Here is a 19145-nt window from a genome sequence, read left to right on the forward strand (position 1 = left end):
TTAGTATAGAGGAAATACATTGTAATATTCCAGTCTTCTGCTGAAAACAATATACGAAATGTTTGTGAAGTTTCTGTGAAACGCTCTTCCCCTCTTAATCTATGAAAAAAAGAGCATAGTAACTATGCTCTCGGATGAAACTGTTTATATACATCTTTTAATCTAGTTTTTGAAACGTGCGTATAGATTTGCGTCGTTGAAATATCTGCATGTCCAAGCATTTCTTGTACAGCACGTAAATCTGCTCCATTTTCTAATAAGTGCGTAGCAAACGAATGACGCAACGTATGAGGTGTAAGCTCTTTTTCAATATTTGCTTCTTTCGCTAATCGTTTTAATATTTTCCAAAATCCTTGTCTTGATAATCGATTACCATGATGGTTTAAAAAGAGTGCATCTACTACTTTTTTCCCTATTAATTCTCTTCTTCCTTTTTCAATATACTTTTGAATCGCTTCCGTTGCTAAACTTCCTAGTGGAATAATTCTTTCTTTATTCCCTTTCCCTATGCAACGAACAAATCCCATTGTTAAATGTACATCTTCTAAATTGAGTGCAATCAATTCTGAAACACGAAGTCCTGTCGCATACAGTAACTCTAGCATCGCCTTATCACGAATCCCAAAAGCACTTGTCATTTTTGGTGTTTGAAGTAACGCCTCTACTTCATCAACTGATAATACTTTTGGTAATTTCCGTTCCCCTTGTGGCGTTTCAATATGTACGGATGGGTCGTGTTCTACCGCTCGTTCACGAAGTAAAAATTGGTGGAACGAACGAATTGATGCGATATGACGCGCCAATGTTTTCGAAGATTTTCCGTTCTCTTTTAAATACTGCAAAAAGTTAACAATGTGTAAACGGGTCACTTCATGAAAAGTTTTCGTCTGTTCCACATTTTGCAAATACTTTACGTAGCTTTTTAAATCCCGTTCATAAGATACTACTGTATTCTTTGCTAATCCTTTTTCGACAACCATATAATGAATAAAATCTTTTAATTGATCTTCCACTCTACACTACTCCCCATTTTCATAGAAAAACATCATTCTATTTACGAAAGCATCCTTTGCCGGTTCTTCATTCCCTGATACTTTTTCTACAGTCTCTTCTTTAGGTTTTTCATAACGATGATAGCTTTCATATTCTTCATTTATCCATAGTATAGCGAAATAAAACAAAATCGTACAACTTGTAAATAATAAAAATACTTTTATTCCATCAAAAGTTAATTTTAAAGCTCGGCGCATTGTAAATTCCTCCAAAATATAAGTTATTACAACATATGCCAAGCTTTCACCAATTTATACCTTATTCAAATAAAAAACCTCTTCCTAGATAAATAGGAAAAGGTTATTTTTCATCCGTTTCATTTTCTTGACAATTTTTACAAATCCCATGGAATGTTAAACGATGATCTTTCACCTTAAAGCTCCAGTCTCGTTCTACTTTCCTTTCCACTTCACCAAGTAAATCTTCTTGTATTTCTTGTACAGCACCACATTGTGTACAAATCAAATGATGGTGGAAACGCTGCGCACCTTCTTGGCGTAAGTCATAGCGTGAAACACCGTCTCCGAAGTTAATCTTATCGACAACTTTTAACTCAGATAATAGTTCTAAAGTTCGATAGACGGTTGCTAATCCGATCTCTGGCGACTTTTCTTTTACAAGGAGGTAAACATCTTCTGCGCTTAAATGATCTTCTTCATTTTCTAGCAGCACACGAACTGTTGCTTCACGTTGCGGTGTTAATTTGTAGCTCGCTGCATGTAATTGCTTCTTAATTCGTTCAATTCTTTCTTCCATTCGGTACTACTCCCTCCTCGCCACTCTTACACCATTATATCAGAAGAAGGGCTTCTGTCAAAAGAAAAAACAATAAAAACAAATTGATAATTATTCTCAAAAAGTATTTATTTTTTATTAATAGCCTCAACGACTTCTTTCATTAAAACTGGTGATGCGTAAGCCTCCACACTAGAAGCAAGTGCTAACACTACTCCAATTACAAGAAAGAAGCATGTATAACGGATTAATAATGGTAATAGTGGCTCGGTTATTTTTCTAATAAATTGATGCCTAATCATCCGTAAAGAAAAACTTGCAGCAATAGTTGTCATAACGAGAAAGACTGGAATGATAATTAAATTTTGTGGCAAAACAGATACAAATGCTAATAATAGTCCATTCCATCCATGCTGACTTACTAAAAAACCAACTGTAAATCCAACGACAACTCCTTTTACAAATAATAAAATAAAAATAAGTGGTAATCCAATAATTGAAATCCCTAAAATCCAAATAAACCCGATGTATTTTAATTGCGAAAAGTAACTTTCTCGAAACATTTCGCCCGCAATAGCAAATTCTCCTTTAGAGACTTGTCCAAAAAAACGTTGTAAATAAAATGATAAATCTTGTTTTTGATTGATTTGTAAACTATTCACCAGAATGGCTCCGAATATTACTCCCATCAATAATAAAACGGCGTTAAATATATATAATGAAGAGTTTTCCTGTATGTGAGACATTACACGGTCTTGCCAATTTTTTCGCCACATTTTTCTTCCCTCCGTTCACACTCTTATTAAAAATGTATGAAAGAAAGAAAAAAGTATGACGAATTAACATTGAAATTCCGCTCTACTTTGCTAAACTAAAAAGTAGAGAATAGGAGGGATTTCTCTTGAAACCATTATTATTAGATTTTCCAACATTATTTCAAACTGAACGCTTGCAAGTTCGTAAACCATTTCCAGGTGATGGTGCAGAAGTATATGAAGCAATCCAAGCTTCTCTAGAAGACTTAGTACCGTGGATACCAATTAACGCTGAAACAGAAGAGAGTGCTGAAGAAATTGTTCGCGAAGCTCACGGACAGTTTTTACTTCGTGAAACACTTGATTTTCACTTATACGATAAAGTATCTGGTACATTCATCGGAGCAATTACACTAAAGCCTGAAAACTGGGATATTCCAAAGTTTTCACTTCACTTCTGGCTACATAGTGCCTATACAAAACAAGGCTATATGACCGAAGCTGTTAAAGGTGCAATTCAGTTCGCCTTTGATAAACTAGGCGCTAGAAGAATTGAAATTCGTACTGATGCAACAAATATAAATGCATGTAGCTTAGCAGAACGTCTAGAATTCATTCTAGAAGGTACAATGGAAAATGATTTCCTAGCACCAGATGGTAGCTTACGTGATGCACGTGTATATGCAAAAATCAATTAAAAAACACTCGCCTTTGGCGAGTGTTTATTTTTGTAGTTGTAAATATTGTACTGCAAACATCGTCTTCGCATCATGAATACGAAGATCTTTCATAAGAGTAATCGCTTCTTCTAACGATACTTCCATTAATTCCACAAACTCATCTTCATCTAACTCAGCTTTATTTTCTTTTTTTGTCAAACCTGTCGCTTTATATACATATAAAATTTCATCTGCGAATCCTGGAGATGTATAGAAAGAAGTAATGAGCTCCATATTTTCACATACATATCCTGTTTCCTCTTCTAATTCACGAACTGCTGTTACCTCAGGTTTTTCACCAGGTTCTAACTTGCCAGCCGGAATTTCTATAATCGCCTTTTCAAGTGCTTTACGATACTGCTCAACAAGCACAATTTTCCCCTCATCAGTAATAGCAATAATAGCAACTGCACCAGGGTGATTTACAATTTCACGTTTACTCATTGCTCCATTTGGTAATACTACATCATCAACACGAACTTTTATAACTCTACCATCAAAAATCGGCTCAGTTTTTACTGTTCTCTCTGCAAGATTACTCACACTACTTCATCTCCCTGTTCTATTTCCTATTCTTTCCTCATACATTTTACCACATTGAAAGGAGCGTGATAGAAATGAAAGTTTATATTTTACCAAATCGCGTCACTTTAGTCGGAAAAGCATGGCAAATTCGCCATAAGCTAAAGCAATATAGCAAAGAGTATACAACTGTACAAGAGTGGATTACAGCAAATAAAGTGAAACATTAATCATGCTTTTACGGGCAGTTAATGCGCAGCGAAAAGTAAACGTTTGTCAACCTCTTTTCCCTCTCGTACAATAAAGGTAAGGAGGTTGACCTATGAAAAAACGTCAATTAGGAAACTCAGATTTGTTTGTTACAGAAATGGGCCTTGGCTGTATGTCTCTCGGTACATCTGAAACAGAAGCTATGCATATTATCGATGAAGCGATCGATTTAGGAATTAATTTTTTTGATACAGCAGATTTATATGATTACGGATTAAATGAAGAATTTGTTGGAAAAGCCTTGAAGGGAAGAAGAGACCAAATTGTACTTACAACGAAGGTTGGAAATCGTTGGACAGAAGAAAAAAATGGCTGGTCTTGGGATCCTTCTAAAGCTTACATAAAGACTGAAGTAAAGGAAAGTTTACGTAGACTTCAAACTGATTATATTGACCTTTACCAACTTCATGGCGGAACGATTGAAGATCCAATAGATGAAACAATTGAAGCTTTTGAAGAATTGAAAAAGGAAGGTATTATTCGCCATTACGGTATTTCTTCTATACGCCCAAATGTCGTTCGTGAGTATGCAAAACGCTCAAACATCGTTAGTGTACTAATGGAATATAGCCTTTTAAATCGTCGTCCAGAAGAATGGTTCCCCCTTCTGAATGAACACCAAATTAGCGTCATTGCCCGCGGGCCACTTGCAAAAGGAATTTTAACTGACAACAATGCAAGAAAAATAGAAAGAGTAAAGGAAAAGGATTATCACTCTTATTCTTACGATGAATTACATACAACTCTAGCGAGTGTAAAAGAAACGATTGGAGAACGCTCTTTAACAGGAACAGCTATTCAATATTGCTTACATAATAAGACTGTTGCAGCTGTTATACCTGGTGCAAGCTCGCTTCAACAATTACAGGAAAATATACGAGCTAGCCAACAGTTACCTTTAACGAAAGAAGAATATATACAACTTCAAAAGATTGCTAAATATGACACATATGCTTTGCATCGTTAAAAATATCGAATTACCGATAAATAGAAGACTGTCTCCAGTATTAGGAGACAGTCTTTTTTATAACGTATCATATTTATCAGGATTCGTTCCTACATGTAAATCACGATTCAACGTGTTAATTTGACGTATCTCTTCTTCAGTTAGTGCAAAATCAAAAATAGTAAAGTTTTCTTTAATACGAGATGGTGTAACAGATTTAGGAATTGTAACAATCCCGCTTTGAATATCCCACCTTAATATAACTTGTGCAGGTGTTTTTTCATATTTGTTAGCAATAGCCTGAATGATTGGATGCTGGAATACTTCTCCGCCCCTCATTAACGGACTCCATGCTTCCATTTGAATTTGCTCATCTTGACAATAATTGCGCAACTCAAATTGCGTCAACATCGGATGAAGTTCCACTTGGTTTACCATCGGCTTCACTTTGCAATTTGGTAATAATAGTTCTAAATGATGTTTATGAAAATTAGAAACACCAATCGCGCGCACTTTACCTTCTTCATACAATTTTTCCAAAGCTCGGTACGTATCAACATACTTCCCTCTTACCGGCCAATGTATTAAATATAAATCTACATAGTCCATTTGTAATTTTTTCAAACTCTTTTCAAATGCCTCGAGTGTCTCCTCATATCCTTGATCGTCGTTCCATACTTTTGTTGTAATAAATAGATCTTCTCTTGGAATTCCTGATTCACGTATCGCCTCTCCGACACCGCTTTCATTTTCATATACAGTTGCTGTATCAATCGAACGGTATCCAACTTCTAACGCTGTTTTTACTGCTTGCTTTACTTCGTCTCCTTCTTTCGCTTTATATACGCCTAGACCAATCATCGGCATTTTCACGCCATTATGAAGTGTAGTTGTTGGAATATGCACAGTCGTCTCCCTTTCATTGTTACATTTTTTATAAGCCACAACTTTATTTCAACAAGATTCATCCCAAAAGTCAAAACATACGTACAGTTTACATAACACTTTTATATAGTTAAAAAATAACGTGAATTCATTCACGTTATTTTTTCTCCATTCTTTCGCTTTTTCATCCACATTGCGCACAAACTCATTTTTTCCTTCCGTATATAACGCGCCATCATATGTATACTTTTCGGCTAATTCTTTCTTTAAGGTTGCATATGCCTCTGCTTCTTCACAATGAGCCATCATATAATCACGAAATGCTAAATGCCTTACTATCTCTGGATTTCCTTTTTCAAACACGTGTAAATGATACGAACGTTTTTCTTCAGTTCCATGAATAAAATATCGGCGTCTTGAAATACCATTTTCCCCTTTTACGATGTAACCAAGCTCTATAAATCGTTCATTCCACCCATCTACTCTTTCGATATTTTCTACTTCCATGATCATATCAATAATAGGTTTAGCTGCCAGTCCAGGAACTGACGTACTTCCAATATGATGAATTTTTACCGTTTCTGGCATCGCTGATTTTAATCTTTTAGCCTCCATTTGAAATTTTTCACTCCAATGGTTTTCATGTGGAACAACGACAATTTTTCTCATTCTAACTCCCCTTTTCTTACAAGCTCGTCAAAAAATGATCAGTGGTATTTCACTGATCATTTTTTATTATTTAAAGTCTTTCCAAGTAAGGTTACTTTCACTTAGCAGTTCTTCAAATGATTTATTCTTTTCACGTTCTTTTTGTTCTTGGCGCTTTCTTTCCAGTTCAGCTGCCTCTTTTTCCTCTTCCCTCACTTGCAACTCTATCTTCTTACTCTTTAATTGTTGCATGAGTGAATCATTTAATTGATCGCCTAATGTAAGTGTTTCTTTCTTTGGTTGATTCACTTGTGATTGTCTTTGTATTTGTCTTTGTTTCTTTTTCTTCATGCTACTCACCTTTTACTTTTTTCTCCATTATAGTAGATACACGATGAAATCGACAATAAAAAAGGGTCTTTACTCTATTATTCACTTTTTGTAAATATGTTAATTTTTCGAAAAGACTAAATTTTTATGTAGCTATAATCCTATGAATCTATTAAAATTATGTCGTATGATGTCAGATTATAAAAAAAGGAGAATTATATTATGTGGAAAAAAATTATTCCTGCCGTTGCTGTTTTAAGCACCATTACTTTTTCAAGCGTATTTGCCGCTCCCCCATCTCAGAATCCAGCTGAACAAAACCGCTACATAGACGTACAAATGCTTGGTATTAATGATTTCCATGGACAACTAGATACTGTTAAAAAAATCAATAATAAAGAAGCTGGTGGCGCTGATTACTTAGCTACTTATTTAAAAGAACATAAAAAACAAAACCCTAATACACTTCTCGTACATGCTGGTGATATCGTCGGAGCTAGTCCACCAGTTTCAGCATTATTACAAGATGAACCGACAATTGAATTTTTAAATGACTTAAAATTTGATGTTGGTACAATCGGAAACCATGAATTTGATGAAGGTATTGATGAAATGCAACGCCTCATTTACGGTGGATATCATGAAAAAACAGGAAATTTCAAAGGAGCTAACTTCCCCTATGTAGCTGCTAACTTCTACAACAAATCAACTGGCCGCTTATTTTTACCACCGTTTACTGTAAAAATGGTAGATGGTGTTCCTGTAGGATTCATTGGGGTTGTTACAACTGATACACCAAATGTCGTTATGCCTACGATGCTTAAAAATGTACAAATTACTGATGAAGTAGAAGCAATTAATAAATCAACACAACAATTAAAACGTCTCGGCGTTAAATCTATCGTCGTTCTTGCTCATGTCGGTGGAACAACCGATGAGTCTGGAGTAACAAATGGCGATCTTACTCGAATTGCAAATGAAACAGACCCAGAAGTTGATGTTATTTTCGGTGGACATAGTCATACGTATGTAAATGGTACAGTAAATAATAAACTAATTGTCCAAGCAAATTCATACGGAACGGCTTTCTCAGACGTGGATGTAACAATTGATCGTAAAACAAAGGATATTGTAAAGAAAAAAGCTGAAGTTGTTACAACGTATCATGAAGGTGTAGAACCTGATAAACAAGTAAAGAAAAAACTAGATCAATATAAAGAAAAAATCGCACCACTTGTAAATGAAGTGGTCGGAAAATCTACAGCACCTATCGACCGTAAACAAAATGATGCTGGTGAGTCCACTCTTGGAAATTTAGTTGCCGATGCTCAGCGTCAAACGATGCAAACTCAAATTGCCCTCATGAATCCTGGTGGCATTCGTAATGACTTAGATGCTGGTGATATTACGTGGGGTGAGTTATACGGCATTCAACCTTTTGGAAATCAATTGATTAAAGTAGATTTAACAGGTCAAGACATTCGCGATATTTTAAATCAGCAATGGCAAAAAGGAACAACAAGAATGCTTCAAATTTCAGGTATTCAATATACGTGGGATGCAAATAAACCAAACGGTGAAAAAATTACAAATATACGTTTAACAAACGGAGAAGAATTATCTCCATCTACAACGTATAGCGTAGTTGCAAATGCCTTCTTAGCTTCTGGCGGTGACGGATTTGTATCATTTAAAAATGGTACAAATGCAGAAACTGGTCCAAACGACTTTGAAGCGTTAGTCGATTACGTAAAACAATTAAAAGAACCAATTCAGCCAGTTATTGATGGAAGAATTCAAAAAGTAAATTAAGTGTTTCTCTAATAATAAATTTCATTTTTCACACCATAAAGGATTTGTACTGATCCTCTATTTTATACGTAATATACATCATAAAAAGGATACTCGTTCTTCCAATGAACATAGTATCCTTTTCTTTAGTTATCAAAATGTGATGTTTTGTCAACTTCATATTGCTGTAAAAATTGTTGCAACGCTTCTTCTACAAGTTTAGATTTTTGAATTCCTTTCGATTCTGATATAAGGTCCAATCTTGCTAATATTTCTGTATTAATAGAAAAAGTTCGTCTCTTTTTCTCTGTACTTTTACTCACAATTGGTGCAATTACTTCTTCTCTTTTTCTTAATAACTCATAAATACTTTGTAATTGCTCATAAATTAATAATTGATAATCTGTTTTCTCATATTGAAGGGCGGTCGCTTCTTGGAGTTGTAAGTGACGTGGTTCTTCTCCATCTCCTACAAAAATACGTTTCTTCTGCTCTCCATCATATTCGTATCCAATCAATCTTAATTTCTTCGATAATGTATACGGGCTTATTTCAAGACGTTTTGCTATAATAGCGATGGATTCACGTCTATTTAAACCATCTATAATTTCTCCAATCGTCACAATTTCCCTCCTCCCGTGTTGAAATGACACTAGTATGGTATGTTACAATGATTTTCTAACAGTATATGCAAAATGAATAGCCTGTGCGATTCATACGATTTCACAAAAGGAGGTTTTCAATATGCTTTTTCGTAGCTACACCCCTCAGTTCTATAATGAAAACAAACAACTCATTCCTAATAGTATCGCTACGATAGAAAGCGTTATGATTAATAATCGAAAACAAACTCTCCTTATGCGTGGACAAAACGTAGAGCAACCTATTTTATTATGCTGTCACGGCGGACCTGGGATGGCACAAATCGGATTTATTCGCCATTTTCAAAAAGAATTAGAGAAGCAATTTATTGTTATTAATTGGGATCAGCGCGGGGCTGGTAAATCCTTTTCACTGAAAGATTTCGGAGCAAATTTCACAATCGAACAATTCGTTTCCGATGCAAAAGAAGTGATTCAATATGTACTTAAAAGGTTCAACAAACAAAAACTATTTCTCGCTGGTCATTCTTGGGGAAGTATTATTGGGCTTAACATAGCACATCAATATCCAAAGTATATCGAGGCTTACATCGGTATTGGGCAAATTGTACATATGAAACAAAATGAAGAATTGCTATATCAACATTTAATTCATTCTGCAAAAAAACATGATCATAAAAAGGCATTAGCTTCCCTTTTAAAATTAGGCAAACCACCATTTTTAGATACGAGACGTCTCATTATTCAAAGAAAGTGGCTTGGCACATTTGGAGGCGCAATCCAAAACGGATCTTCCTTTTCTTTCATACGAAAAGGTTTCTTTTCTCCTGAGTATACGCTATTAGATTGGTTCAAGTTTCTCGCAGGAAATTTAAAATCTGGCGTTTTATGGGAAGAAATGCTGACAATCGATTTCTTTTCTTCTATCTCAAGTTTATCTATTCCAGTTTATTTTTGTTCTGGTCGCTATGATTATCAAACTCCTTATGCACTCGTTCAGGAATATTGCGATATTATTGAAGCGCCTATAAAAAAGATGATTTGGTTCCCAAATTCAGCACATTCTCCTGATTTAGAAGAACCAGAATTATTCGCTAATTCTTTGCAATCAATTAAACAAGAGCTAGCTTTTCAGCATTAGTAACAAAAGGCTCTTTTACATTTCATAGAAAACATTTTATAATAATATGTCGCAAGTATGTATAAACATAGCAAAATGTTTCATATTTACTTGTCTTAACAGAATAAAAATTTAGGGAGATTACATTTATTATGAACGCTGTACTCGTCGCAGTAGCAATTATGCTATTGCTTAGTTTGTTACGTGTCCAGGTCATTGTCGCCATCATTGTTGGAGCTTTAACAGGCGGAATTATCGGCGGACTCGGTATTTCAGAAACGATTAACACTTTTACAACTGGTCTTGGAAACAGTGCTCCAATCGCTTTAAGTTATGCAATGCTTGGTGGTTTCGCTATTTCCCTTTCCAAAACAGGACTTCCAGATGCTATGATTCAAACTGCATTAAAATGGATTGGCAATGAACAAGACACGAAAAAACAAGTTTATTCTAAAATACTTATTTTATTCATTATCTTAACGATGGCTTGTTTCTCGCAAAATGTGATTCCTGTTCACATTGCTTTCATCCCCATCTTAATTCCAGCACTTTTAAAAGTATTAAATGAGCTGAAAGTGGATCGCAGACTTGTCACATGTATTATTACATTTGGATTGATTACTCCTTATATGTGGATCCCTGCAGGGTTCGGAAAAATTTATCATGACGTATTGCAAACCAACGCTGCGCAAAGCGGCCTTACATTTGATGTCACACTTATTCCAAAAGCAATGACTATTCCAGCAATCGGTATGATTATTGGATTATGTGTAGCAGTATTCATTACGTACCGAAAACCTCGTACGTATGAAACAGAACAAATTCATACTACCGAAAATGAAATCGTTCCCTATACAAAACGTAGTATTACTTTCGGGTTATTATCTATTATTGCTACATTAACTGTTCAATTAACAACAGAATCAATGATTTTCGGTGCTTTAGCAGGTATTATCGTCTTATCAGTTAGTGGCAGTCTACCACTTAAAGAAGCAGATGCGATATTAACAAGCGGAATGCGTATGATGTCCTTTATTGGCTTTGTTATGATTGCTGCCGCCGGATTCGGCGCTGTTCTTCGAAAAACAGGACATGTTGAATCTCTAGTGCAAACGAGTGCACATATAATTGGAAATAACAAACCACTCGCTGCATTTCTTATGCTCGTTATTGGACTTCTCGTTACGATGGGAATTGGTTCATCCTTTTCAACCATCCCTATCTTAACAACCATTTTTGTACCTCTTTGCATTCAGCTTGGATTTAGTCCAATGGCCACAATTGCTATTATCGGTACAGCCGGAGCGCTAGGTGACGCAGGATCTCCAGCATCGGATAGTACCCTTGGACCAACATCCGGTTTAAATGCTGATGGTCAGCACCATCATATATGGGATACATGTGTACCCACTTTTCTACATTACAATATACCGTTACTTATATTTGGCTTTATTGCCGCAATTACATTATAAAAAGGTGCGTATAAAACGCACCTTTTACTTTTTCATTTTTCCTTTTAATTGTTGAAAAGCTACTTTTCCGTTATCTTTGACACAGCTTTCAATTGTCGGTAGTGATGAACCTATCCATTCACACTCTATGCTCCCATTCGGTCCAACAATTTTTAATTTATCTGGTATATGTATATTTAGAAATCTCGCTGACCGAATTAACTCAATAGCAATCTGATCACTTGAGGCTACAATTCCATCTATATATGGATTGTTTTGCAATAATGTAATAAATTGTTTATTTGTATACCCTTGTACACATTCTTCTCGATAAGAGATTCCTTCATCCCAAACAGCGTCTAAAAACCCTGCTATATGATCTTCCATTTCTTCACTTTCTTCTCCCTCACCGAAATATGCAAGAAAGTGACACCCTTTCTCTTTTAATAAAGAAACAGCTCTCTGTCCACTTTCATAATAATTTCCATGTAATTGTTGCTCATCAATCACAACAAACGGAAATGGAATTTCTCCTACACTTTTAAAAACTGCTCTTGTCAAAATAACACCTGCAATGTTATTTTGCTTCAGCATATGTATGTATCTATCTTTATTCTCTATATTACAAATAATGATTTGATAACCTTCTTTATATGCTATTTCCTCAATACAATGTAGCAAAGTGATGTTTGATTGGTTACATAAATTATCTACAAGTAATGCAATTATCGTTGAATTCTCTTTAAATAGTGGCTTCGCTGCACTGTTTGGCCTATAACGTAATTCTTCAATTGCTTCCTTTACTTGTTTTACTGTGTCCTCATGAACGTATCCTTTTTCATTAATAACTCGTGAAACGGTTGCGACTGAAACACCTGCCAATTTTGCAACATCACGTATAGTTGCCACATCGTCACCCCTTAATATGGTAATAGATTACAATTTTACGGTAACCTAAATTACACTATCCGTCAAGATTAATAACTCACATTTCTGAAAATTGTTACATCACTTCACTAAACGATACTCCAACTGAATTTCATGTAAAATTGGGATATTATCATATCCAATACGTGGAATTTCTTTCTTTATTTTTCGTGCCTCCTCTACCGCATTCAAATATAAATTAGTCATTACAAAATTACGTTTTTGGTAAAATCGTAACGCATTCATATTATCATTAGTTGTAATAAGCCAAACCTGTCTGCACCGTTCTTCTTCTGCAACTTGTAATACACAATCCACAAGTTTCGTCCCTATTCCTTTTCTTTCTTCAAAGCTATCTAGCGATACAATTTCGCACATATTTCCGGTCACTTCATACGTTATAATTCCGATTATTCTGTCATCTGAGAGCGCAACAAATCCTGGCAACTCTTCTAACTGATGTCCCTTACCACGTGAAACCATCAATGAACTTCCCCAATTCTCACACATGAACATTCGGATTGTTTCTTTCATCGCTGGCGTAATTTTTTGTATATGCAGCATTTCCTATTTCTCCCCTTTTATATCATTGTGATACAATATAAGTGTATCACATGTAACGGTATTTGGAGGATGAGGTAAAGTATGAAACGTTTTTTTGCAGCATTGTTTACTATACTAGGTGCAATAACTGCGCTTGGGATTTTCTTTACAAATAAAGTGATGTACTTAAAGAAAAAAACAGAGGAAGAAGTACTCGAAAGAGAAACGAAAAAACATTTTCGTATAGAGGATTTTGATGCTCTTCATAAAGAAGAAATTCATATCCCTTCACAATTTGGATACGACCTTCACGGATATTACATTCCTGCTGGTCATTCCACCAATAAGTTTATGGTTTTTTGCCACGGTGTAACTGTAAATAAAATAAACTCTGTAAAATATGCAAACTTATTCTTAAAAAGGGGATATAACGTCCTCATTTACGATCATCGTCGTCATGGTAAAACTGGCGGAAAAACAACAAGCTATGGATACTATGAAAAACATGATTTAAAATCCGTAGTTGACTGGCTAAAAAACCGTTTTGGCACCAATATTACACTTGGTATTCATGGTGAATCTATGGGAGCTGCAACACTTCTTCAATACGCAGGATTTGTAGAAGATGGTGCTGATTTCTATATTGCAGATTGTCCTTTCTCTGATTTTCACGGACAATTACAGCACCGTTTAAAGGTTGAATTCCATTTACCAAAATGGCCTTTATTACCTTTAGCAAACGCATTTTTGAAAGTTCGTGACGGTTATACAATTCATGAAGTTTCACCAATCGATTGTATAAAAAACATTAACAATCCCGTTCTCTTTATTCATAGTAAAGATGACGACTATATTTTAGCTGATATGACAAAAGCACTATATGAAGCGAAAGAAAATAATAAGCAACTTTATATTGCAGAACACGGTGCACACGCTTGCTCTTATAACGAAAATAAAGAAGAGTACGAAGCAGCCGTCGATCAATTTTTAAACACATATGTGAAAGAAACAAAAAACAGGCTTGCATAAGCCTGTTTTTTATTGCGCTAAAACGTCTGTAACTTGTTCCATATTTTCAGAAATCCATTGCATTGCATCATCTAACGTTGGGAATTCTGTCGTTTGAAATGTTACTTCATCTTGCAGTAACCAAACATCCTTTGCCTCTTGCCCTACACCTGCAATGGACCAATGTAACAAACTATATGGATGATTATCATTCAAAAATGATGCCCACGTGCGCTCATTTGCAATGTTTCGTAATGTATGTAATTGTTTATCCATCTCTCGTCACCTTACTCTAGTCAGTTATGAAAACTATTATAACACTCTCTTCTTTCTCAAACAAAGTGCTCTTTTTTCCCCGCTATTTGCGGGTAGTAAAACTCCCACCTCAAAATTCGGCTGAAACAAAGAAGTTAGGTGGGAGATTAACTGCCCCTAAAAGCCCGATTGGTCAACTAATAATTAGTGGGGGATGCCTCCCCCACTAATTAAAGTTTCACTTTATATTGCCAAGCACTTCCCTTGATTATATGATGAAATTAAGCGTTTGGGAAGGAGGGATAACGTTGGCAAAAGTACAAATTAAAGTAAATGATAATGGCTCTTTTCGCGTTACAGGGGACGTGGAATTAGTCGACTCACAAGGGAATGCATTCCCAGCAAAACCGGCATTTTCTTTATGCCGTTGTGGTTTATCAAAAAATATGCCTTATTGCGACGCTTCGCATAAAGGTAAATTCGAGTCTGTTGTTAGAGCACCAGAGGCAGAATAATTTTACATGTGACATGCACATTTTTTTGTGCATGTTTTTTCTTTTTAGGAACTCCGTTATATCCCTTGTCTTTACAACATTTCTAATACTTTTATTTCCATTCCAGCCTGCATATATTTTCACACAATTCTTCACATTCGAATATTTTTTACTAGCCTTTTATTTTTTTTGTGCTATAATTTGAGCAAACAGCATCCTTCGGGGTCGGGTGAAATTCCCAACCGGCGGTGATGAAGTGAAAACTTCTAAGTCCGTGACCCGTTTTCAACTCGAAAACGGTGGATCTAGTGAAACTCTAGGGCCGACAGTATAGTCTGGATGGGAGAAGGATATGTTTCTAGTTTTTTATATAGTGAATACACTTTTATTTCAGTATGCATATTTTTAAAGATTCATTTTGATTCTTTATATATGTTTAATTTTCTATACTTATTTTTTATACTGAAATAAAAAGAGACAACTAGCGTTTAAAAATTCGATATTTTGCTAGGTTTTTTCCTTATGCAGAAATATCAATTATCGTTAGGTTTCTTTCCTATGCTTTCGTATTCAAACTATATTTCTAGAAATCACGTCTCCCAAACCCCAAGGATATTAAATCCTTGGGGTTTTTTGATTTTTTTTGGAGAGGTGAAGAAAATGACAGATCAAGAATATATGAGGATTGCCCTGCAGTTAGCAGAAGGAACATCAGGACAAACAAGTCCAAATCCTATGGTTGGTGCTGTTGTTGTAAAAGATGGAAACATCGTTGGTATAGGGGCTCATTTACGAGCTGGTGAAGAACACGCAGAAGTTCATGCCCTTCAAATGGCTGGTCAGAACGCCAAAGACGCTACCGTTTATGTAACACTGGAACCGTGTAGCCACTTTGGAAAAACACCACCTTGCTGTGAATTGCTCATCGAAAGAGGAGTTAAGCGTGTTGTAATTGCTACTCTCGATTGTAATCCGCTCGTTTCTGGTAACGGAAAAAGAAGATTAGAGGAAGCTAGAATTGAAGTAACTACCGGTGTTCTTGAAGCAGAAGCAGTTTTATTAAATCGCTACTTTTTTCACTACATGAAAACGAAACGCCCTTTTGTAACAATCAAAACAGCGATGAGCTTAGATGGAAAAACAGCAACTGTAACTGGTGAAAGTAAGTGGATTACAGGTGAACAAGCACGTGCTGATGTTCACCAATATCGCCATACACATGATGCAATTCTTATTGGAGTGAATACAGTTATAGCTGATAATCCTCATTTAACAACAAGAATTCCAAATGGTGGGAAACATCCTATTCGCGTTATTTTAGATACCCATTTACGAACGCCACCATCTTCTCATGTCATAACAGATGGTTTAGCACCGACGTGGATTATTGTCGGTAAGGATGTAAAGAAAGAGAAGATATCTTCTTATGAATCTAAAAATATAGCTATATTCCAAATGGAAACGAAGTATATAGAAATCGAGGACCTTCTTTCCTTTCTTGGAGAGAAACAAATTCTTTCTCTATTCGTTGAAGGTGGCCAATCGATTCATGCAAGTTTCTTAAAAACAAACAATTTTAATGAAATTGTAACCTATATAAGTCCGAAATTAATTGGTGGGAAAGATGCTCCTACTTTATTTGGAGGAAATGGTTTTTCAAAATTACAAGATGCGCTTTCCTTGAAAATTCAAGAGATGAAACAAATTGGTGATGATATAAAAATCGTTGCGAATGCCCGAAACGAGGTGACGAAATGTTTACAGGAATTGTAGAAGAATTAGGAACGATAGCAAACATGCAACAAAGCGGAGAAGCGATGAAATTAACGATTCATGCAAACAAAATTTTATCAGATGTTCACTTAGGTGATAGTATCGCTGTTAACGGCATTTGCTTAACTGTAACAAGCTTTACAACTACTTCATTTACAGTTGATGCAATGCCTGAAACGATGCAGTCGACATCACTTCGCATGCTTAAACCGCACTCTAAAGTAAATTTAGAGCGAGCAATGGCTGCAAATGGACGATTCGGTGGACATTTCGTTTCAGGACATATTGATGGCATCGGAACGATTTTAAATAAAAAACAACATTACAATGCCGTCTATTACAAAATAGCAATTTCTGATGAACTGCTGCGCTATTGTTTGCAGAAAGGGTCCATTGCTGTTGATGGAACGAGTTTAACGATATTTGATATAGACGAATCTTCCATAACGATTTCACTCATCCCGCACACAGTAAGCGAGTCTGTCATTGGAGAAAAAAATGCCGGAGATATCGTAAACATTGAGTGTGACATGATTGGTAAATATATCGAACGCTTTATTACTAAACCTACAAAACGAGTAGGTTCAATGACTGAAAGCTTTTTACAAGAAAACGGATTTCTATAAGGGGGAAGCACAATGTTTCATCGTATTGAAGAAGCTCTAGAAGATTTAAAACAAGGTAAAGTCGTTATCGTATGTGATGATGAAAACCGAGAAAATGAAGGCGATTTTATTGCTTTAGCAGAGTACATTACACCAGAAACAATTAATTTTATGATTACACATGGCCGTGGTCTCGTTTGTGTACCGATTACAGCAGGGTACGCAGAACGTCTACAATTAGAACCAATGGTATCTCATAATACAGATTCACATCATACTGCGTTTACAGTGAGCATTGACCATGTTTCTACAACAACAGGGATTAGCGCTCACGAACGTGCAACTACGATACAAGAATTGTTAAACCCCGCATCAAAAGGCGCTGATTTCAATCGACCTGGACATATCTTTCCATTAATTGCGAAAGAAGGCGGTGTCCTGCGTCGTGCAGGTCATACAGAAGCTGCTGTTGATTTAGCAAAGCTATGCGGTGCCGAACCAGCTGGAGTTATTTGCGAAATTATAAATGAGGACGGCACGATGGCACGTGTACCTGATTTAATAGAATGTGCAAAACAATTTGATATAAAAATGATTACAATAGAAGATTTAATTGCTTATCGCCGCCATCATGAAACACTTGTGACGAGAGAAGTGGAAATTACATTACCTACAGATTTCGGTACTTTCCACGCAATTGGCTATTCTAACTCATTAGATACGAAAGAACATATCGCACTTGTAAAAGGTGATATTTCAACAGGTGAACCGGTACTTGTACGTGTTCATTCTGAATGCTTAACAGGAGATGTATTCGGTTCACATCGCTGCGATTGCGGACCACAACTCCATGCAGCACTTGCTCAAATTGAGCGTGAAGGAAAAGGTGTTCTTCTTTATATGAGACAAGAAGGAAGAGGCATTGGGCTTCTTAATAAGCTTCGCGCTTATAAATTACAAGAAGAAGGATTCGATACTGTAGAAGCAAATGAAAAACTCGGCTTCCCTGCTGATCTTCGTGATTACGGTATCGGTGCTCAAATATTAAAAGATTTAGGTTTACAAAGCTTACGATTATTAACGAATAACCCAAGAAAAATTGCTGGCTTACAAGGTTACGATTTAGAAGTAGTCGAGCGTGTACCGTTGCAAATGCCGGCAAAAGAAGAAAATAAATCGTATTTACAAACGAAAGTAAATAAATTAGGACACTTACTAAACTTATAATTAAAGGAGAGATTTATTATGGTATTCGAAGGTCATTTAGTTGGTACAGGATTAAAAGTTGGAGTTGTTGTTGGACGTTTTAACGAATTTATTACAAGTAAGTTACTTGGCGGAGCTTTAGACGGATTAAAGCGTCACGGTGTAGAAGAAAGTGATATTGATGTTGCTTGGGTTCCTGGTGCATTTGAAATTCCTTTAATCGCTAAAAAGATGGCTAGTAGCGGAAAGTATGATGCTGTTATTACATTAGGTACTGTAATCCGAGGTGCTACAACACACTACGATTACGTTTGTAATGAGGTAGCAAAAGGTGTTGCGTCTTTATCACTACAAATGGACATCCCAGTTATTTTCGGCGTATTAACGACAGAAACAATTGAACAAGCGATTGAACGCGCAGGTACGAAAGCTGGTAATAAAGGATATGAATCAGCTGTTGCTGCAATTGAAATGGCTCACTTATCAAAACAATGGGCATAAAAAAAA

At 35.9% G+C, this 19145-nt stretch carries 24 protein-coding genes and 1 riboswitch; of the genes, 12 read left to right on the plus strand and 12 right to left on the minus strand.

Annotated features, from left to right (window positions below; genetic code table 11):
* Window positions 1-122: 122 nt before the first annotated feature.
* The 4 genes from xerD to spoIIM form a co-directional block, all read right to left on the minus strand.
* Window positions 123-1013 (minus strand): site-specific tyrosine recombinase XerD, encoded by an 891-nt coding sequence (gene xerD / locus EBQ15_RS01005; RefSeq protein ID WP_000390087.1) that lies wholly within the window; start codon window positions 1011-1013, stop codon window positions 123-125.
* Window positions 1014-1019: 6 nt separating this feature from the next.
* The gene (locus EBQ15_RS01010) at window positions 1020-1250 is read right to left on the minus strand and encodes a YqzK family protein (protein ID WP_001250432.1); all 231 of its coding nucleotides are present in this window, start codon (window positions 1248-1250) and stop codon (window positions 1020-1022) included.
* 103 nt (window positions 1251-1353) lie between these two features.
* On the minus strand, window positions 1354-1809 hold the full coding sequence (gene fur / locus EBQ15_RS01015) for a ferric iron uptake transcriptional regulator (protein WP_000392657.1): 456 nt from the start codon (window positions 1807-1809) through the stop codon (window positions 1354-1356).
* A gap of 107 nt (window positions 1810-1916) precedes the next feature.
* A complete protein-coding gene (spoIIM, locus tag EBQ15_RS01020; RefSeq protein ID WP_013142149.1) occupies window positions 1917-2534 on the minus strand; it encodes a stage II sporulation protein M in 618 nt (205 codons plus the stop codon).
* Between the two features lie 155 nt (window positions 2535-2689).
* Here spoIIM and EBQ15_RS01025 point away from each other — a divergent pair, with 155 nt between their 5' ends.
* On the plus strand, window positions 2690-3241 hold the full coding sequence (locus EBQ15_RS01025; protein ID WP_000803479.1) for a GNAT family N-acetyltransferase: 552 nt from the start codon (window positions 2690-2692) through the stop codon (window positions 3239-3241).
* A 24-nt stretch (window positions 3242-3265) separates the two neighbouring features.
* Here EBQ15_RS01025 and EBQ15_RS01030 read toward each other — a convergent pair whose 3' ends face one another.
* A complete protein-coding gene (locus tag EBQ15_RS01030) occupies window positions 3266-3805 on the minus strand; it encodes an NUDIX hydrolase (protein WP_000067041.1) in 540 nt (179 codons plus the stop codon).
* A 74-nt stretch (window positions 3806-3879) separates the two neighbouring features.
* Between EBQ15_RS01030 and mciZ the strand changes: the two genes are divergently transcribed.
* Window positions 3880-4014 carry a Z-ring formation inhibitor MciZ gene (gene mciZ / locus EBQ15_RS01035; protein WP_000870302.1) on the plus strand — a complete coding sequence of 45 codons (135 nt, stop codon included), beginning with the start codon at window positions 3880-3882 and terminating at the stop codon, window positions 4012-4014.
* Window positions 4015-4106: 92 nt separating this feature from the next.
* On the plus strand, window positions 4107-5021 hold the full coding sequence (locus EBQ15_RS01040) for an aldo/keto reductase (protein WP_000747212.1): 915 nt from the start codon (window positions 4107-4109) through the stop codon (window positions 5019-5021).
* A gap of 57 nt (window positions 5022-5078) precedes the next feature.
* On the opposite strand, the gene EBQ15_RS01045 is transcribed toward EBQ15_RS01040, so the two are convergent.
* The 3 genes from EBQ15_RS01045 to EBQ15_RS01055 all read right to left on the minus strand — a co-directional run bounded on the left by EBQ15_RS01045 (window position 5079) and on the right by EBQ15_RS01055 (window position 6884).
* A complete protein-coding gene (locus EBQ15_RS01045) occupies window positions 5079-5906 on the minus strand; it encodes an aldo/keto reductase (RefSeq protein ID WP_000547994.1) in 828 nt (275 codons plus the stop codon).
* Window positions 5907-5954: 48 nt separating this feature from the next.
* Window positions 5955-6554 carry a GrpB family protein gene (locus EBQ15_RS01050; RefSeq protein ID WP_001227187.1) on the minus strand — a complete coding sequence of 200 codons (600 nt, stop codon included), beginning with the start codon at window positions 6552-6554 and terminating at the stop codon, window positions 5955-5957.
* A 66-nt stretch (window positions 6555-6620) separates the two neighbouring features.
* Window positions 6621-6884 (minus strand): YqkE family protein, encoded by a 264-nt coding sequence (locus EBQ15_RS01055; RefSeq protein ID WP_000727547.1) that lies wholly within the window; start codon window positions 6882-6884, stop codon window positions 6621-6623.
* A gap of 201 nt (window positions 6885-7085) precedes the next feature.
* Here EBQ15_RS01055 and EBQ15_RS01060 point away from each other — a divergent pair, with 201 nt between their 5' ends.
* Window positions 7086-8675, plus strand: coding sequence for a bifunctional metallophosphatase/5'-nucleotidase (locus EBQ15_RS01060; RefSeq protein WP_033692998.1), 1590 nt, complete (start codon window positions 7086-7088; stop codon window positions 8673-8675).
* A 125-nt stretch (window positions 8676-8800) separates the two neighbouring features.
* Here EBQ15_RS01060 and EBQ15_RS01065 read toward each other — a convergent pair whose 3' ends face one another.
* The gene (locus EBQ15_RS01065) at window positions 8801-9277 is read right to left on the minus strand and encodes a ribbon-helix-helix domain-containing protein (RefSeq protein ID WP_000151931.1); all 477 of its coding nucleotides are present in this window, start codon (window positions 9275-9277) and stop codon (window positions 8801-8803) included.
* Window positions 9278-9398: 121 nt separating this feature from the next.
* On the opposite strand from EBQ15_RS01065, the gene EBQ15_RS01070 reads away from it, so the two are divergent.
* Together EBQ15_RS01070 and EBQ15_RS01075 are read left to right on the plus strand one after the other, a co-directional pair.
* Window positions 9399-10397, plus strand: coding sequence for an alpha/beta fold hydrolase (locus EBQ15_RS01070; RefSeq protein ID WP_000898966.1), 999 nt, complete (start codon window positions 9399-9401; stop codon window positions 10395-10397).
* A gap of 131 nt (window positions 10398-10528) precedes the next feature.
* On the plus strand, window positions 10529-11848 hold the full coding sequence (locus EBQ15_RS01075; RefSeq protein WP_000994810.1) for a Na+/H+ antiporter family protein: 1320 nt from the start codon (window positions 10529-10531) through the stop codon (window positions 11846-11848).
* A 24-nt stretch (window positions 11849-11872) separates the two neighbouring features.
* On the opposite strand, the gene EBQ15_RS01080 is transcribed toward EBQ15_RS01075, so the two are convergent.
* Both EBQ15_RS01080 and EBQ15_RS01085 read right to left on the minus strand, forming a co-directional pair.
* A complete protein-coding gene (locus EBQ15_RS01080) occupies window positions 11873-12736 on the minus strand; it encodes a LacI family DNA-binding transcriptional regulator (protein ID WP_000201344.1) in 864 nt (287 codons plus the stop codon).
* Between the two features lie 99 nt (window positions 12737-12835).
* Window positions 12836-13318, minus strand: coding sequence for a GNAT family N-acetyltransferase (locus tag EBQ15_RS01085; RefSeq protein WP_000902436.1), 483 nt, complete (start codon window positions 13316-13318; stop codon window positions 12836-12838).
* A gap of 81 nt (window positions 13319-13399) precedes the next feature.
* On the opposite strand from EBQ15_RS01085, the gene EBQ15_RS01090 reads away from it, so the two are divergent.
* On the plus strand, window positions 13400-14326 hold the full coding sequence (locus tag EBQ15_RS01090) for an alpha/beta hydrolase (protein ID WP_000819233.1): 927 nt from the start codon (window positions 13400-13402) through the stop codon (window positions 14324-14326).
* 9 nt (window positions 14327-14335) lie between these two features.
* Here the strand turns inward: EBQ15_RS01090 and EBQ15_RS01095 are convergent, their stop codons facing one another.
* Window positions 14336-14581 (minus strand): DUF2552 family protein, encoded by a 246-nt coding sequence (locus EBQ15_RS01095; RefSeq protein ID WP_000360793.1) that lies wholly within the window; start codon window positions 14579-14581, stop codon window positions 14336-14338.
* A 287-nt stretch (window positions 14582-14868) separates the two neighbouring features.
* On the opposite strand from EBQ15_RS01095, the gene EBQ15_RS01110 reads away from it, so the two are divergent.
* From EBQ15_RS01110 to ribH, 5 genes are all read left to right on the plus strand, one after another.
* Window positions 14869-15075: a CDGSH iron-sulfur domain-containing protein gene (locus EBQ15_RS01110; RefSeq protein ID WP_001151579.1), complete on the plus strand. Its 207-nt coding sequence runs from the start codon at window positions 14869-14871 to the stop codon at window positions 15073-15075.
* Between the two features lie 190 nt (window positions 15076-15265).
* Window positions 15266-15409, plus strand: a riboswitch (FMN riboswitch).
* A gap of 305 nt (window positions 15410-15714) precedes the next feature.
* Window positions 15715-16827, plus strand: a complete 1113-nt coding sequence (ribD, locus tag EBQ15_RS01115; RefSeq protein ID WP_000131968.1) for a bifunctional diaminohydroxyphosphoribosylaminopyrimidine deaminase/5-amino-6-(5-phosphoribosylamino)uracil reductase RibD — start codon at window positions 15715-15717, stop codon at window positions 16825-16827.
* Window positions 16809-17453, plus strand: coding sequence for a riboflavin synthase subunit alpha (gene ribE / locus EBQ15_RS01120; protein ID WP_000493915.1), 645 nt, complete (start codon window positions 16809-16811; stop codon window positions 17451-17453). The genes ribD and ribE overlap by 19 nt, the downstream gene beginning before the upstream one ends.
* Window positions 17454-17465: 12 nt before the next feature.
* On the plus strand, window positions 17466-18659 hold the full coding sequence (gene ribBA, locus EBQ15_RS01125) for a bifunctional 3,4-dihydroxy-2-butanone 4-phosphate synthase/GTP cyclohydrolase II (RefSeq protein ID WP_000468983.1): 1194 nt from the start codon (window positions 17466-17468) through the stop codon (window positions 18657-18659).
* A gap of 18 nt (window positions 18660-18677) precedes the next feature.
* Window positions 18678-19139, plus strand: a complete 462-nt coding sequence (gene ribH / locus EBQ15_RS01130) for a 6,7-dimethyl-8-ribityllumazine synthase (protein ID WP_000230899.1) — start codon at window positions 18678-18680, stop codon at window positions 19137-19139.
* Window positions 19140-19145 lie beyond the last annotated feature (6 nt).

This window comes from Bacillus sp. 2D03 (assembly GCF_003946765.1).
In the GTDB taxonomy this organism is placed as follows: domain Bacteria; phylum Bacillota; class Bacilli; order Bacillales; family Bacillaceae_G; genus Bacillus_A; species Bacillus_A cereus.

Coding starts and splice junctions, on each gene's coding strand:
- EBQ15_RS01010 (WP_001250432.1), bottom strand. CDS start 1,250: ATGCGCCGAGCTTTAAAATTAACTTTTGATGGAATAAAAGTATTTTTA.
- fur (WP_000392657.1), bottom strand. CDS start 1,809: ATGGAAGAAAGAATTGAACGAATTAAGAAGCAATTACATGCAGCGAGC.
- spoIIM (WP_013142149.1), bottom strand. CDS start 2,534: ATGTCTCACATACAGGAAAACTCTTCATTATATATATTTAACGCCGTT.
- mciZ (WP_000870302.1), top strand. CDS start 3,880: ATGAAAGTTTATATTTTACCAAATCGCGTCACTTTAGTCGGAAAAGCA.
- EBQ15_RS01040 (WP_000747212.1), top strand. CDS start 4,107: ATGAAAAAACGTCAATTAGGAAACTCAGATTTGTTTGTTACAGAAATG.
- EBQ15_RS01050 (WP_001227187.1), bottom strand. CDS start 6,554: ATGAGAAAAATTGTCGTTGTTCCACATGAAAACCATTGGAGTGAAAAA.
- EBQ15_RS01055 (WP_000727547.1), bottom strand. CDS start 6,884: ATGAAGAAAAAGAAACAAAGACAAATACAAAGACAATCACAAGTGAAT.
- EBQ15_RS01060 (WP_033692998.1), top strand. CDS start 7,086: ATGTGGAAAAAAATTATTCCTGCCGTTGCTGTTTTAAGCACCATTACT.
- EBQ15_RS01070 (WP_000898966.1), top strand. CDS start 9,399: ATGCTTTTTCGTAGCTACACCCCTCAGTTCTATAATGAAAACAAACAA.
- EBQ15_RS01075 (WP_000994810.1), top strand. CDS start 10,529: ATGAACGCTGTACTCGTCGCAGTAGCAATTATGCTATTGCTTAGTTTG.
- EBQ15_RS01085 (WP_000902436.1), bottom strand. CDS start 13,318: ATGCTGCATATACAAAAAATTACGCCAGCGATGAAAGAAACAATCCGA.
- EBQ15_RS01090 (WP_000819233.1), top strand. CDS start 13,400: ATGAAACGTTTTTTTGCAGCATTGTTTACTATACTAGGTGCAATAACT.
- EBQ15_RS01095 (WP_000360793.1), bottom strand. CDS start 14,581: ATGGATAAACAATTACATACATTACGAAACATTGCAAATGAGCGCACG.
- ribD (WP_000131968.1), top strand. CDS start 15,715: ATGACAGATCAAGAATATATGAGGATTGCCCTGCAGTTAGCAGAAGGA.
- ribE (WP_000493915.1), top strand. CDS start 16,809: ATGTTTACAGGAATTGTAGAAGAATTAGGAACGATAGCAAACATGCAA.
- ribBA (WP_000468983.1), top strand. CDS start 17,466: ATGTTTCATCGTATTGAAGAAGCTCTAGAAGATTTAAAACAAGGTAAA.
- ribH (WP_000230899.1), top strand. CDS start 18,678: ATGGTATTCGAAGGTCATTTAGTTGGTACAGGATTAAAAGTTGGAGTT.